Below are 15,250 nucleotides of genomic sequence, written 5' to 3'. Positions count from 1 at the left end.
GAACTATCATGACATTCCCCAACGAAGCAGTCAACGCTGACGAGTCCGTCGGCGCGCCAGGTTTTGAGCAGGAATCTGAAGTTGAGGGCGAGGGCGGATCCCGCTTACGGGAGGGAATGGGTGGACTTGCAAAGGGTTTGGCCATCATCGAGGCATTCAGTGCGGCATCCCCACGGATGACCGTCGCCGAGGCGGCCCGGTTAGCTAACGTCACGCGTCCGGCCGCCCGGCGCTGTTTGTTGACACTTGTGGACCTGGGGTACTTGTCCCACGACGGTAAGTTTTTTTCACCGCTGCCTCGGATGCTGCGGCTGGGCGGCGCATATCTCAGTACGTCGTCGGTTGCGCAGATCGCGCAGCCGCTGCTCGCGGCTGCGCGCGACGAGCTCCAGGAGTCGGTATCTCTCGCCGTACTCGATGACGGTCAATCAGTGTTTGTCGGACGCGCCGAGGCAATCCGCATCGTATCGACCGGGGCGAAGCTTGGCGGCCGCCTCCCTGCTTATTGTTCTGCGACAGGTCGAGTATTGCTCTCCCAGAAGACGAACGAAGAGATTGAGCGCGCCATCTTGGCGTTGCCTATGACAAAGCTCACTTCCCGGACGATCAATGAGCCTGAGCAGGTGCTCGATTCTATCCGCCGCGTTAATTCAGACGGCTACGCCATCAGCGACGAGGAACTCGAACTGGGGATGCGAGCGATCGCCGTGCCGGTTCGGAATCGAGAAGGGACCATCGAAGCAGCTTTGAGTGTGAGCGTGTCGTCAGCGCGCGTAAGCGCAAATGAATTGACCGGCCGTTTCCTAACGGTCTTGCTTCGTGTGGCAGAAAGGATTGAGAAAGCGCTATGATCGCATTCAATGCCCCACTCACGGTCCGTGAATTTCAGGTGGTCGTATTGGAAATGCAACTCCGCCGAATTGTCATCGGCGGGTAATTTTATACACGCAACACGACGCCCTATTCCGCAGTCGCTTTCGCTCGGAGTGCCGATTGTTCCAGCACCGGACAAAGAGCCCGAGACAACAATGTTGCCTCATTGGCGCTTGAGCACACCTCCCTAGATAACGTGCATGTGCTAGTCAGTTTCGCGGCAAGCCAGAACGACAACAGGCTCGGGTGCCGGTCGAGGAACGTCTTCAGCTTGGGTATGACGTGCATGCGCGCGAAGGTCACGGCGGCGCTGATACGCAGCACACCGGAGAGCCCGGTAGACGCGTCGCGCACCACGTGCTCAGCGAGGTTCACTTCCTCGATTGCTGCGCCTCGCATGTTCGTAAAACTGAAGCAGGCGAAGTTTGAGCCCGCAGACCGACGAAATACCGCCGTTGGCGGCATCTCCGAGGGGAGGCAGAACCGCAGTTCGATCAGCGATTTCGTCGTTAGCCTGAGCGACGTTCCGGCCGCTCCGCGCGCGCGGCGGCGACGCCTTGCTCTACCTTCCGCCTCGTGCAATAAGCGTTGCGTGCGCTCCAGAAGATCGCGTCCCTTCGGCGTCAGCGTCAGTGAGCGAGCGGTCCGGCTGAACAGGCTGAGTCCGAAATGCTGCTCCAGCCGCTGGATGCTCTTGCTGATAGCCGATGGCGAAACGGACAGCGAACGCGCGGCAGCCGTATAGCTGCCAAGCGATGCGGCACGCGCGAAAGCAATCAGCCCCGTCAGTCTTTCGACAACGATTTGTTCCATGATGGCATCATTAAACGAACGACAGCCCAATTATCAGCCCTGGTTTCCGTTGCGCGCGCGATGGCAATAGTCAGTACTATAAAGTAAAGCGAGTCGTGATGCGCGGCGAAGACCCCTCGCCGATGCAAATCCACGAAACTCACGGTCCGCCGCCGCTGCCCTCCCCGCCATCGCTCGGAAACTCAGGCCACGTCCTCGCCGCCGCGCATGCAGCGCCGATACTCATTTGACGCTGCCGGGACATGTCCATAGACTTCCCGTTCTCGATACCGACGCAATATTTATGATCATTCATCCGGAAACATCCAATCCGGACGGCTCAGCGCTGGACATACCTGTGCCGCCACGCGACTTCGGCACGACGCGCCGCATGCTTATCGCGACATTGGTCGCTTCGATCGTCACGCCCCTGCTTTTTCTGGCTGTGTATGGCTATTTCGGCTTTCAAAGTCGGTTTTCCGACTCGTCGGAAGGCATCGACCGACTTTCGCGGGTGGCCGAAGAACAGGCTGTGAAGGTCTTCGATGTCAGTCAGGAGGTGTCGCTTCGCGTGCTGACCATGGTGGGCGGCGACGGCGATGCGGAAATACGCGCGCGACAAAAGTCGCTTCACGACTTTCTTGCGGATACCGCACAGCGGCTACCGTCGGTCGCCGCGATCACGTTATTCGGGCGCAACCGCAATCTTTTAGCAAGCAGCAGCGCCTACCCGGTCGGACTGCAATCCATCGACGAACGCCTCATCAGTTTCTTCGACAGGCCCGTGGGCGGCGCAAAGATGGCCGTTTCGCAACCCGAACGGACTCCGGCCCCGGTCATCGACGTCTTCAACCTTACGTTTCCCCGTTACGACGCCGCAGGTCATTATCTCGGCGCTTTGGTCATTTCGCTTCGGCGGGACTATTTCCTGTCTTTCTATCAGCGGCTGACCATCCATGACAGCGCGCTGACCATCGGCCTGTTTCGGGGCGACGGTACGACGCTCGTGCGATTTCCCGCTCCGCGCGCACGAAGACCGCCCACGAACAATCAGCCTCTGATGGAAGCCGTGCACGTTAACGGCAAGAGCGGACGCCTCAGAATTTTTTCGACGCTCGATGGCGTGCAGAAATTGCTCGTCTATCGGCAAGTGGGAGACTATCCGCTCTATGTGACGAGCGGGATTCCCGTTTCCGTCGTGATGTCGAGGTGGCTGAAGCACGACGGTCTCATCGCCATCGCAACGCTGGTGCCTTGTGTCGGCATCTGGCTGCTGGTCGCGTTCAGCCTGACACGCCTCAGACGCGAGCGAACGGCATGGGAAAGGTGGAAAGCGGAATTTGGCATGCGTCTTTCGGCGGAGGAGACGACGCGTCAGATGAAGCGCATGGGCGCGCTGGGCAATCTCGTGGCGAACGTCGCGCACGACTTCAACAATCTGTTGATGGTCGTGAAAGCCAATATGGAACTGGCGCGGCGCAAGGGCTTCAATGGGCTCGAGAAGGAAGTCATAGCGGTCGAACGCGCCTCGGTGACGGCCGAGGGCCTGGCGAGGCGGCTGCTCAGCGTGGCGCGCAAGCAGCCCCTGCGTCAGGAAGTCGTCGATGTCGGCGCATGGCTCGAACAGGACGCATCGCTGATTCGCATGTCGCTCAGCGACCGTATCAGCTTGCATATCGACGCTCCGGAGAGCACTTGGTCGATTTACGTCGATCCGTCCGAACTGCAGTCGGCATTGATCAACCTCGCGGTCAACGCCAAGGATGCGATGCCTCACGGCGGAAAATTCGTCGTGCGCTGCGAGAACAGCATCGTCGAAACGGGCAGCGGCAATCTCAAGCCCGGCGAGTATGTACTGGTCTCCTGTTCCGATACGGGCGTCGGCATGGCGCCCACGGTCGTGCAGCGCGCATTCGAACCGCTCTACACGACGAAAGCCGCGAATGCGGGCACCGGACTCGGTCTCGCGCAGGTCATCGCGATGTGCGAGCAGGCGGGCGGGACGGCGCGTATCGAGAGCATCGTTGGGGAAGGCACGACCGTATCGCTCATCCTTCCGCGTTCGACAGAAAGCGTCGGCACAAATCCCGTCGCATCGCCTCTTGCACCCGCGCCCACGACAGCGCCGGTAAAAGGCTCGATTCTGCTCGTCGAGGATAACGAAGAGGTCGCAGCCGGACTGTCGGCGGTTCTGGAAGTGTTCGGCTGGCACTCGCGGCACGAACTGACCGGCGATGCAGCGCTCAGTCTACTCGAGGATGGCGCGACCTTCGACCTGATTCTTTCCGATGTGCAGATGCCGGGCTTGAATAGCGGGATCGACGTCGCGGAGAAAGTTCGCCGGAAGTGGCCACAACAGACCATCGCGCTCATGACGGGCTATGCCGATGAACTTGAACGCGCGAAACATGTCGGCGTGACGATTCTTTCCAAGCCGTTCAATATCGACGACTTGCAGGCGCTGCTGCAGAGCGTGAAACTGTCGCGGCCGGCGGGTGCATAGCGTTGCGATCGTCCGTTATGGAATGCTGTGCTCGGAACCACATGGCTACAGGAAGCGAATATGGACTTTGCAGAACGCATACAGCACGCTGGCCAACAGGTCGACCTTGCGCGATGCCATTTTGTTGCCAAGCAATCGATTGGCCGCCTCCCTCGTTACAACAGGTAGCTTAAACCACAGCCGAACGCAGTCGATAACCTCGATTCGATCGCTGCACCAGCAGTTGCCGAGGATTCAAAGCGATGTGCGCATCGAATGAGGCGCATCAACGGCTCGACAAGCATCGGCAGGCCGTTAAGGTAGTAATTCAAATCGGCAGGATTGCGGCGCGAGTAGACTATTGGATTGTCTCCTAGCGCAAATGCGGCATCCTTTTGCGCATCCGGACCCGGCGGTTACCCTCGCGATGGTAACGCGAACGATGTCGAACTTGACACGATTGGGCAAACGCATGCGAAGCAACGGTTACCGATGGCGGTGTGCAAACAGGTTGTCCGTCGGTCACCGGTCTGTGCGTGTCCGAAGTGCCACTATTATTCTGCCAGTCGCGAGTCCACCCCCGCGCCGGGCGGTATCAGAGCCCCTCCGGTGATACACGACCAATCTGTGTAAAAAGGTTCCTAATCAGGCGACATTTCGTCGCCTGATATGAACCTCCAGCTTAGCGTTAGAAAAATCGACCTCGCCGCCCGCTCATTCCGTGGCGGCAAGCGGCTGCATAAGCGTCGGGGAAGAGCCTTCTAACCACAACCCATCTTCGAATGTGGCCGTTTCAAATTTCCTGGAGTGCCTCCTTATAACGCACAGCCTTGGACTCGTAGTCCTTCGCGTTGGTAAGAACCGCCTGAATCTCCGCGCCCGTAAGTTGGCGTACAGCTTTCGCGGGCGAACCGATGATTAGCGAACGAGGCGGAAACACCTTGCCCTCAGTAATCAACGCGTTGGCGCCAACGATACAGCCTTCTGGAATATATGCATCGTTCAGAATCGTCGCGTGGATGCCAATCAGGGTGCCGCTCCCCACTCGACACCCGTGCAACACGCACGCATGGCCCACGCTTACATTGTTGCCGATGTCGACGGGATGGCCGGGGTCGGCATGCACGACCGCTCCGTCTTGGATATTACTGCCGTCGCCAATCGAGATTGCATCGTTATCACCGCGTAGCACGGCTTGCGGCCAGACGCTGCTGCCGCTACCGATGCGCACGTCACCGATCAGGACGGTATTGGGCGCAATGTAAGCATCGGACGAAACTCGGGGTCGCTCATCGGCGAGAGAAAAGAGAGTCATATGAAAGGGTCCTATTCGACGTTGTTTGTAATGGGTGCCACCTGACGTTTGTCTGCCGCTTTTGGAAAAAGTCGATCAAGCGCCATCACGATCGGCGGCGCTGCCAACGCAATGTAGATATTGTCGATGCCATATGGATCGCCCATCGCGTACCACGCTGTGGTCGCAAGGACTGCGCACAGCAGCCCCAATGTTGCGCCCCGGCTACTGCTGAATAACGGCAGGTAGAAACCGAGCACTGCCACTACCGCTATTGACAAGCGAATCGCGCGCGTGAAGAAAGACAGGTGCAGCACCTCGGGAAAGAAGAACACAAACGCGAGCGGTACGAAACCAATTGGAATCGCCAGCAATCGAGACATCCGAAATTCCTGGTCAGGCGAAGGGTGACGCATCGGGCTATAAAAATCTTTTACGATCAATGACGAGATGGCAAGACATACGCTGCAAACACCGACGAAAACGGATGCGGCCAGTGATATTGCAACTATTGCGGCGAGTAACGGCGACATATATGTCATGAAGACCGGAAAGGCGTAAAGGCTCTTCATTCCGGGAAACAGATACTTCGCGGCCACACCAATTAGCCCGAGCGCAATACTGACGGGTATGCACAATGCACCCGCGATATATGTCGAAGTACGCGCGCTGTTCGCACTTCTCAACGACGACACAGCCTGAATGATGTACTGCGTCGAAAAGATCGCGCCGATGTTCGCGATAGACCAAGCAAAGATGGTCGGAAAGCCAATTTTACCTGTGGCGCTGAAGTTGAATTGCGGCATGTGTTCCAGCATTGGTCGAATGCCGCCGGCCAAAGTCAGCGCGACGCCCAGCACAACGGCAACGCCCACACACTTCACCACCGTGTGAACCACGGATACGTATGCGACGCTCTTCATCCCGCCAATCGCGCAATAGAAGGTACTGACCACCGCGGTGACGATCGCCGCAGGCCCGAGCGGGATGTTAAGAATCGTCGATAGAGCGGCAGCGCCGCTCACGTAGTAGCCGACGTTGACCAGGAGCAGCGCATATATCATGATGAGTGACACTGTGATCTGCGTCGATCTGCCATAGCGCTTCGCAACGGCGCCCGAAATCGTGAACTCCCCAGACGTATAGAGTTTTTTCGCCAAAAAGATGCCAAATAAGGGGAAGCCGATCGCCGCGCTAAGTACTGCCCACATCGCAGCGGAGCCGGACTCGAACGCGGCCTGTGCCGTACCGATGGTCGATTTCGCGCCCACAAATTCTGACATCATCAAAATGCCAACGACAATCGCCGGCATGGAACGCGCGGCGACCATGAAGTCGCTTGAATCCCTGCTTCGCAATTTGACGGTTAGCAACGCGGTTGCCGCAATGTAAGCGATGAGTGCTCCGATGATAATGTAGGTTACAGTCGGGTCGATCTGATGCATGTCTCGTCTCCACCATTCTCAGTACTACAAAATTTGTTCAGAGCCGATATCCAAATAGTTGTTGTCGTGTGGATAAGGCGCGAGGCCAAACTTGCTACTGACGCGACCCGGAGCCGATTCTCCGCAGCCGCGTCGTCGGTGAAGCATTGTCAGTGCTGCGCCGATTTGAAACCTATCCTTCGTCGTCGCTTTGCAAGGCCCCAAGTCAGCTGGGAACAGGTGTCCGCAGATTACATGCCCCTATTACGCCGGATTCTCTGAGGCCCGCGATTGCTGCGTCAGAAAGACCCGCCGCTGTCAGCACCTCGTCGGTGTGTTCGCCCAGAGCGGGCGGCGGACGGTCATATCGGACCGGCGAGCGAGAGAACTTGATCGGATTGGCAATCTGCGGCACCTCCGAACCCATTGCATGCGGTAGGGAAAACGTCATGCCCCGCTCGAGAACATGTGGATCCGCGAGCGCCTGTGCAACAGAATTGATCGGACCCGCCGGCACTCCCGCTGCTTCTAGTTCGGCGAGCCATCGTTCACGCGTACCGCTGGCCAGCGCGCGCTGGATCTGCTGGACCAAAAGTTCACGATTAGCCAGACGGCCGCTGTTCGATGCGAATTCGGGCAACGACGCAATCTGGTCCAGTCCAAGCACTCGGCAAAGAGACTGAAATTGCCGGTCATTACCGACGGCGACGATCATCGCACCATCGCTTGCATCGAACGACTGATAAGGACAGAGATTTGGATGAGCGTTACCCCAACGTCTAGGGTTGTCGCCCGAGACGAGATAGTTGAGCCCGTGATTGGCAAGCCAGCCAATCTGCGTGTCCAGCAGGCTCATGTCGATATGCTGGCCGAGCCCGCTCACATGGCGTTCGTTAAGCGCTCCAAGGATCGCCACAGTCGCATACATGCCGGTCATCAAATCGGAAATTGGCACGCCGCACTTCTGGGGGCCGCCCCCGGGCAGATCGTCGCGCTCGCCAGTGACGCTCATTAAGCCGCCCATCGCCTGGATCACGAAATCATAGCCGGCACGTTCCCGATACGGGCCGCTCTGTCCGAACCCCGTGATCGAGCAATAGACAAGCTTCGGATTCACCGCGTGCAACGTCGAATAGTCCAGTCCATAACGGCGCATGTCACCGAATTTGAAGTTCTCTATTACGACGTCGACATTGGCTGCGAGTTTTCGCACTACATCTTGCCCGGCCGCTACGCTAAAGTCGATCGCTATCGAGCGCTTGCCGCGATTCGCTGCAAGGAAATAAGCAGACTCACGGCTCGGCGCCCCGTCGGGGCCAGGCGCGAACGGGGGCCCCCACGCGCGGGTATCGTCGCCACTGCCCGGGCGCTCGACTTTGACGACGTCGGCGCCGAGATCAGCGAGGAGCTGGGTACACCACGGTCCGGCAAGAATTCGGCTGAGATCAAGCACCCGGATACCGGAAAGCACTCCTTTCATTGATATCTCCAGTTTTGACGCATCGTTGTTGTGGCCCTTTACGACGGATCGAAGAGAATTCCGGGGTTCAAGATTGCACGAGGATCGAGGGTTTGCTTTGCCGCGCGCAGCGCTGAGCAGAATAACTCTGGACGCTCCTTGTCGTACCAGGGGCGATGATCTCGTCCGAGCGCGTGATGGTGCGTAACGGTACCGCCTGCATCTACCATCGACTGTTCGGCGATCTGCTTGATGGCCATGTATTGTTCAGGAATGCGGCGCTTATCGCCGTATGCGAACCATGTGAAATACGGCGCGGGTCCATCCGGATAGATGTGTGTGAAACGGCAGGTCACCGAACCGGGACGGCCGGTAACTTCCTTGATCGCGCGGTGGGTCTCGGACTTCACATGTTCGCGCAGTTGCGCGAAGCGATCCCACGTGATCGCCGTTTCCATCGTCTCGCGCATCACGCCACGCGCGATCGCGTGTTCGCGCAACGCGGGTCCGCGCAAAAACTTGTCGCGCCAGCTCTTCGCCGACGCATCGCGCCCGATGTCGTTGTCTGCAGGCCCACCGCGGTCCCATTGACCGCCAAAATCGCCGCAAATTTCGAGCGCGCGGTGCATCCAAACGTCAACGGCGTGGTCGGCCGATTCGAAGCCAAGCACCAGAATGTCATAGGTGCCATCACTGGAACCTGTGTACTGTGCTTCTTCCCGCTCGACGAGGCGTGCATTCGCCGGATTAAGGCCAGACTGTGAAATAACACGCACGGCTTCGACGGCGCGATTGTAGTCCGCGAAACGCACGCTCGTCATGCGACGATGCGTCGGCCTGCGATGCAGTCTGACCCATGCCTCGGTGATGATGCCGAGCGCACCCTCTGAGCCAAGGAACATCCGGTCGGGATTCGGGCCCGCGCCGGACACCGGAAAACGACGAGATTCGATGCTGCCCGCCGGCGTCACGACCCGTAGGCTCTCGATATGGTCGTCGATCTGCGTGTAGGCCGTCGCAAAATGGCCCGCAGCGCGCGTCGCGATCCAGCCACCGAGCGAAGAGAACTCCCACGCCTGCAGGAAGAAGCGCAGCGTCAGTCCACTGGCCTTCAACTGCTGCTCGAGGTGCGGGCCCAGCACGCCTGCTTGGATGCGCGCGGCCTGCGATCTGTGGTCAATCTCGAGCACCTTGTCAAAGTTCTGCATGTCGATCGTCACGACGCCGCGGTACCGGTCATGCGTCGGCGGGTTCACGCCGCCGACCACGCTCGTGCCACCGCCGTATGGCACCGCCGCGAGGTTCGCGTCTTCGCACCAACGGAACAACGCGACGATATCGTCTTCGCTGTTCGGATACGCTACAACGTCGGGCGGATTGTCGAACTCGCCGCGGATCGCACGAGCAACGTCAATCGTCGACGCTCCATATGTGTGATAGAGCCGCTCATGATGATCGACCGTGCAGATCGACTTGAGCGATTCGGGCACGGCTATCCGGGGGGCACGCAGCTTGATCATTTCGGGCCGCGGAAACGGCACCGGTTCGAAATCTGACACCCCTAGCAAGCGGGTCCATGCTTTTTCAAATTCGACGAGCTCGTCGTTGGACACATCTTCGCCCTCGTAGCCCCACCCATAGAACTTGCGGCGTCGCTTCTGCATCTGCATCTCCTTTTTCAGGTTTGCCAACGTTGTCACCTTCTGGTTAAACCAGCTATATTTCCTCGACAAAACATCGATTTAGCGTTTTGCAATCGTTGGCATAGAGTATCGGCGCGTGCGCAACCGTGTCAACGCTGATCGCGCTAGGGTTTACGTGGGAGTCGGCCGCGCACGCCGTGGACGAATTGCTTGACGGGGTGGCTAAGAGCTACAGATCGGCGCGAGGTGGCATTCTGATCGAGCGATCGAAGAGAAGAGAAGCGGAGAGAAGCGCGCGCCTGCGCGGTGTCACAGTCAAATAGGTCTAAACCAAGTCTGCTAAAAAGCGCCCGCAATCTGGTAGCAAAGCGAATGTGACGCTTGCTTGTGCATCATGCAGCCCGGGCAGTGCTCTGCCTCACGATCAGCTCAGCTTCAAATTGGTCCTGTTGACACTCGCTCGTGCCCGTTGCGTTGATTTGGCGCAAAAGGTTCTTCGCGCTGAGTTTGCCGATCCTAACCGCGTCGGAGCGAATGGTCGTGAGCGGGGGAAACGTCAAAGATGCGATGTCCCAGTCACCGAATCCCGTAATCGACACCTCCGAAGGCACGTCGATTCCGAGTTCCCGGCATTCGGCCAGTACCGTGGCAGCAATCATATCGTTGCCGCACACCAGCGCGCTGGGCCGCACCCCTGTGTGCATAAGTCGACGAGTCGCTTCACGGATTTCCCCCGGATCGTATCGCGTCGGGACCACATCGCGCGCCTCCAGGCGTATTCCGTGGATGGCTAGGGCTTGTCGCACGCCGTTAAGCCGTGTAGCCGCTAATGGCACTCCGATCGGTCCAGGCAGCACAGCGAACCGCTGATGTCCGAGCCGCACTAGGTGCTCCGCGACGCGAGCCATCGCCAAACGGTTGTCATAACCGACGCTCGGATGGAGAGCGGAGGCGTCGGTCGCCCACATCAGCACGTATGGAAGCTTCTGTTTCCGCACAAGTGCGAGAAGATCGGGATGGTGGTTCGTCCCGATCAACGCCAGACCATCGACTCGCCGTTCAATCAGGGTGCGTACGATGGTCAGTTCCAGATCGGGATCGTCGCGATGACAGGTCAGCAGCCCCGTGTAACCGATGCGAAGGAATTCTCCTTCCAGCGTGTCAACTGCCCGCGCGTAGAGCTCGTTCATCAAGGTTGGCGCCACAATGCCGATTGACTGCGACCGCCCGGAGCGTAAGACCCGTGCGGGCGCGTACGGCAGGTAATCGAGCGACTCAATGGCGTCCTTCACTTTTTTCAGTGTCTTCGGATGAAGGCGCTCTGGTGCGGCCAGCGCTCGCGACACAGTTGATGTTGACACGCCCGCCAGTGCAGCTACCTGTTTGAGGCTAATCATTGGCTATCCAGATCCGCAAAGGGCGGCGCCCGCCTGACCCCCACGGGATGCGTGGATCGAAGGCGGCGACTCCAATTTTATCTGAGTTGCCAAAATGACGATCCTGGTGGCCGATCGCTCCAAGGACGTAGCGGAGGCGCCGGTATAACGCAAGGAAATAGCAAGAATTGTCCTCGGACGCGCGATGGCATACACTGTAGTGACTGAGCCGTCAGTCAGTTACGTCTTTGCCGACCGCTTGGCCACATCTTCCGTCGAGTATTCAAGTCCGCGAAATGATGCTCGAACAAACTCTCCATTCGCATATACGCATGAAATCCGATGCATCTTCCAACGACCAGTCTCCCACAGTCCGCAAGCCTCGCGCGCGCATCGTCAAAACAAATACTCGCGACGAAACGCTCGTGCAAGAGCGCCGCGACATACTAGTCCGTGCGGCTATCAGAGTTTTTATAGAAAAGGGATTTCATGAGGCAACGGTACGCGACATAGGACGTGCAGCCGATATGACACAGGGGACGATCTATAACTATGTCAAATCGAAGGATGACATCTTGTACCTTGTCTGCGATCGGATTATTGCCGAGTACCAATTCAAGGTGAAACAGGCACTTGACGAATCCGCGGCGCCGGCAACGCAAGTTTCAGGGGCGCTGCGTACGGTCGCACGCATCATGTACGAGCACCAGGACGAGATCATGCTGATTTATCAAAATAGCCATCTGCTCGACAAGCGGTCTCGTAAAGTGATCCTTGCGCGTGTCGAGGAGTTCATCGCGATGTTTGAGGGGATTCTTTCGACGGCCAGTTCTGAGACCCGGCTCGATTTCGGCAATCTTCATATCGCTGCAAACATTGTCACATTCCTGCCGACCATGATCGCATTGCGCCGCTGGTCGTTGCGTGATCGCACCGAGCCGGAAGAAGTAATCGAAGCACTTAGCACCTTCATGGCCCGAGGCCTTGGCTTCAAGTAATCTCAGTCAAGGTTACAAAAAATCGCCAGCCCCCGGCAGATCCGGGTAAAAGCGACGCGAACCGAACATCGTCGAGACCGCGGTCCAGTCGAGCGTCCTGTCGAAATGTTGGCAGTAGTCCTGAGCAGGTTCTCCGCGACGCTATGTAGAGGGGTAATCGCGTCTACGCCGCGCGCCGCGTCGAGCGCGCAACGCATGTCCTTCGCCATGCCGGTCACTGGAAACGTCGGTTGGGCGAAACGCCGGCTCGCGGCGGCGCCGGGCACGACTCCTGGTAGAGGGTAGTATGCGCCAAACACCCGGTGCCGTTTGCGATTACGTCATACATTGACTGCGCGTCGAGTCCCAGCTTGAGCCCGTGTCCGCGCTTCCGCGGCGACCATCAAGTTGGTTGCGCAGATCATGTGGGTAACGAGTTTCATTTTGCTGCCGCTACCGAACGGCCCGCTGTGGAGAATGCGCTCGCCCATCGCCTCCAACACGGGGCGGATGCGCGTGACTTGTGCGCCCGTACCTCCCACCATGAACGTTAGCGTTCCGGCTTCCGCACCTTCTACGCCGCCTGTCAGTGGAGCATCGACGAACTGCGCGCCCGCCCGCGTCCCCCTCACGCCGAGTCGTTCGATCGTCACGACGTCGGCAGTGGAGCATTCGAGCAGCAACGTTTTGCGCGGCGTGAGCGCAAATAGACCAGCGTCGCCTTCTACACCTGCAGCGAGACATCGGGCGTCGGCAGCATCGTAATTGCGATTTCCTGACGCGCGACCTCGGCGAGTGAAGCAGCCGCCGCCCCACGCTCTGCGACGCGTCTTAGCGCGGCCTCGTCATTGTCAAATACACACACCTCATGTCGGTGGTGCAGCAGGTTCCCGATCATTCGATAACCCATCCGGCCAGCACCGACGAAACCGATCTTCATACTGCCCCCTTCCCATTCAATCGGTTCGACTCAGGGCGCGGATTGCGCAGAGTGCGCCCGGGTTTTCCAGTGACGCAATGTCACCGAGCGGCTGCCGCTCGTATGCGCGTTTAATGAGACGCCGCATCACCTTTCCGCTTCGTGTCTTTGGAAGTTCGCCGACGACATGCACCTCCGATGGCGCGAATTCCCGGCCGACTTTTCGCGCGACGATCCTCTTGATTTGCTCGCAAAGGTCGTCATCGGTTTGCGCCTCTGTCGACATTTCGTCGGGAACGACGAACACGACGAGTCGGTGCCCCTTTTGCGGATCTGCGATGCCTACCGCCGCCACTTCTGCCACCGCTTGTAAGCTCACGACGACGTCTTCGATCTCTATTGGCCCTACGCGCTTGCCCGCGATCTTAAGCGTGTCGTCGGAGCGGCCGTAAAGGAAGAACATGTGATCGTCGTACTGGATCGCAAGATCGCCGTGAATCCAGATATCGGGCATGCTGCGCCAATATGTGTCCAAATAACGTTCAGCATCGTTCCAGAACGAGCGCGTCATCCCAACGAACGGCTCGAGCACAGCCAATTCGCCCATCTTGCCGCGCACCGGTTGTCCGTCGCCCCCGCGGACGTCAACCCGGATTGAGGGTGCGACGGCGTTAAAGCCGCCGGGAACGATCGGTTTGACGACCACGTTCGCAAGCAGTCCGCCCGAAGCCTCAGAACCGCCTGTGAAATTGATTACGGGACAGTCGAAGGCGCGGCCATACCAGCAGAAAGTATCGGTGTCGATCACCTCACCCGCCGTGATTACAAGCCGGATGGACTCGAGATCGTAACGCGAGATCGACGATCGATGCGCTGCGAGTGAGCGGATCAGTGTAGGCGACGCGCCGAAGTGGGTAACGCCATGCCGGCGAATTAAATGCGGCAAGCGTGACCAGTCAGGCCAGTCCGGTGCGCCGCCGTAGCACACCAGGGTCGCGCCCCGCAACAACGCACCAGCAATCGTGATAGGACCGGCGACCCACCCCATATCGGCTGGCCACAGCCAAGTATCGCCTGGGCCGAGGTTGAAGTACACCGCAGCGTCGTGGCCAATTTTCAGAGGAAAACCGCCGTGAGTGTGAACCGTGCCCTTTGGCTTGCCAGTGGTGCCCGACGTATAGACGATCATAAAGGGCGTATCCGCTTCAACGAGCAGCGGGTTGACAAGTGGATCTGCGCGGCCCGCCGCTGTTACGTCGTACCAATTCAGCGCCCCAGCGATGGGTTGGAGCGGCATACCGCGCGTCGGCTTGGTAATCACCACACTTAGCGAGGCGAGTGCCGCCGCGCATGCCTCAATCGTCTCGCCCATTCGCACCGGCTTTCCGCGCCGCGTATATCCGGCCGTGCAAATTAGCCCTTTCGCTTCACAGCCCATCAGCCGCGCGACAATAGCGTCCGCCCCGAACCCGGAGAAGAGCGGCACAGCGACTGCACCGATCCACGAAATTGCCAAGAACGAGACGACCGCTTCAAAGCTATTTTCCATGAGCAGGCCGACCCGGTCGCCAGCGCCGAGATGAGCTTTCTGCAGCCCCGCCGCGAACGCACGGACATCCTCGTGCAATTGCGCGAAAGTACGTGCGACGACCCGCCCGCCCTCGTCCTCCGAGACGACTGCTAGTCGTTCGCTGCGCCCGTCGTTCATGCAAGGCGCGAAGATGCTCTCGACCCAGTTGATCTTGCCACCCGGGAACCAACGGGGAAACGCCTTGCCCTTAGATAGGTCGACATATGATGAGTACGGCTCCCGCCAACGTATGCCAAGCCACCGTATCACCCCTTCCCAATACTCATCCGGATGGGCGATTGACCATGCGTACAAGCTGTCAAAATCCTTCTGTCCAAGCGTTTCCGCGAGTGAAGTAACCTGCGCAGTCGTGACGTCATGGTCAGTAGGCGCCCAAACCGGTTTCGGTCGGTGATCCATACGCGCTCCGATAGGCTTGTC

General features: G+C 58.8%; 12 protein-coding genes. 3 read left to right on the top strand and 9 right to left on the bottom strand.

Annotated elements, in window-relative coordinates; all coding sequences use genetic code 11:
• Positions 1-8: 8 nt before the first annotated feature.
• Positions 9-851: an IclR family transcriptional regulator C-terminal domain-containing protein gene (locus tag NCR38_RS30745; RefSeq protein WP_250478146.1), complete on the top strand. Its 843-nt coding sequence runs from the start codon at positions 9-11 to the stop codon at positions 849-851.
• 109 nt (positions 852-960) lie between these two features.
• On the opposite strand, the gene NCR38_RS30740 is transcribed toward NCR38_RS30745, so the two are convergent.
• The gene (locus NCR38_RS30740) at positions 961-1,686 is read right to left on the bottom strand and encodes a LysR family transcriptional regulator (protein WP_250478145.1); all 726 of its coding nucleotides are present in this window, start codon (positions 1,684-1,686) and stop codon (positions 961-963) included.
• A gap of 283 nt (positions 1,687-1,969) precedes the next feature.
• Here NCR38_RS30740 and NCR38_RS30735 point away from each other — a divergent pair, with 283 nt between their 5' ends.
• A complete protein-coding gene (locus NCR38_RS30735) occupies positions 1,970-4,168 on the top strand; it encodes a hybrid sensor histidine kinase/response regulator (RefSeq protein WP_250478144.1) in 2,199 nt (732 codons plus the stop codon).
• A gap of 772 nt (positions 4,169-4,940) precedes the next feature.
• Here NCR38_RS30735 and NCR38_RS30730 read toward each other — a convergent pair.
• The 5 genes from NCR38_RS30730 to NCR38_RS30710 form a co-directional block, all read right to left on the bottom strand.
• A complete protein-coding gene (locus NCR38_RS30730; RefSeq protein WP_061121993.1) occupies positions 4,941-5,462 on the bottom strand; it encodes a gamma carbonic anhydrase family protein in 522 nt (173 codons plus the stop codon).
• A gap of 11 nt (positions 5,463-5,473) precedes the next feature.
• Positions 5,474-6,886: a sodium:solute symporter family protein gene (locus NCR38_RS30725; RefSeq protein WP_250478143.1), complete on the bottom strand. Its 1,413-nt coding sequence runs from the start codon at positions 6,884-6,886 to the stop codon at positions 5,474-5,476.
• A gap of 205 nt (positions 6,887-7,091) precedes the next feature.
• A complete protein-coding gene (locus tag NCR38_RS30720; protein WP_250478142.1) occupies positions 7,092-8,345 on the bottom strand; it encodes a CaiB/BaiF CoA-transferase family protein in 1,254 nt (417 codons plus the stop codon).
• 38 nt (positions 8,346-8,383) lie between these two features.
• Positions 8,384-10,015, bottom strand: coding sequence for an FAD-binding oxidoreductase (locus NCR38_RS30715; protein ID WP_250478141.1), 1,632 nt, complete (start codon positions 10,013-10,015; stop codon positions 8,384-8,386).
• A 344-nt stretch (positions 10,016-10,359) separates the two neighbouring features.
• On the bottom strand, positions 10,360-11,364 hold the full coding sequence (locus tag NCR38_RS30710; RefSeq protein WP_250478140.1) for a substrate-binding domain-containing protein: 1,005 nt from the start codon (positions 11,362-11,364) through the stop codon (positions 10,360-10,362).
• A gap of 311 nt (positions 11,365-11,675) precedes the next feature.
• Here NCR38_RS30710 and NCR38_RS30705 point away from each other — a divergent pair, with 311 nt between their 5' ends.
• The gene (locus NCR38_RS30705) at positions 11,676-12,341 is read left to right on the top strand and encodes a TetR/AcrR family transcriptional regulator (RefSeq protein WP_250478139.1); all 666 of its coding nucleotides are present in this window, start codon (positions 11,676-11,678) and stop codon (positions 12,339-12,341) included.
• 320 nt (positions 12,342-12,661) lie between these two features.
• Here the strand turns inward: NCR38_RS30705 and NCR38_RS34565 are convergent, their stop codons facing one another.
• From NCR38_RS34565 to NCR38_RS30695, 3 genes are read right to left on the bottom strand one after another with little or no spacing between them, the layout of a single operon-like run.
• On the bottom strand, positions 12,662-13,003 hold the full coding sequence (locus NCR38_RS34565) for an NAD(P)-binding domain-containing protein (protein WP_409219322.1): 342 nt from the start codon (positions 13,001-13,003) through the stop codon (positions 12,662-12,664).
• A 41-nt stretch (positions 13,004-13,044) separates the two neighbouring features.
• Complete coding sequence (locus NCR38_RS30700) at positions 13,045-13,260, bottom strand: NAD(P)-binding domain-containing protein (RefSeq protein ID WP_250478138.1); 216 nt, start codon at positions 13,258-13,260, stop codon at positions 13,045-13,047.
• Positions 13,261-13,276: 16 nt separating this feature from the next.
• Entirely contained in the window at positions 13,277-15,229 is a 1,953-nt protein-coding gene (locus NCR38_RS30695; protein WP_250478137.1) for an AMP-binding protein, read from the bottom strand.
• Positions 15,230-15,250 lie beyond the last annotated feature (21 nt).

The sequence above is a fragment of the Caballeronia sp. INML1 genome, from assembly GCF_023631085.1.
Lineage (GTDB): Bacteria > Pseudomonadota > Gammaproteobacteria > Burkholderiales > Burkholderiaceae > Caballeronia > Caballeronia turbans.
Note: the sequence above shows the minus strand (reverse complement) of the source record. Positions and strands in the feature narration are given on the sequence as shown.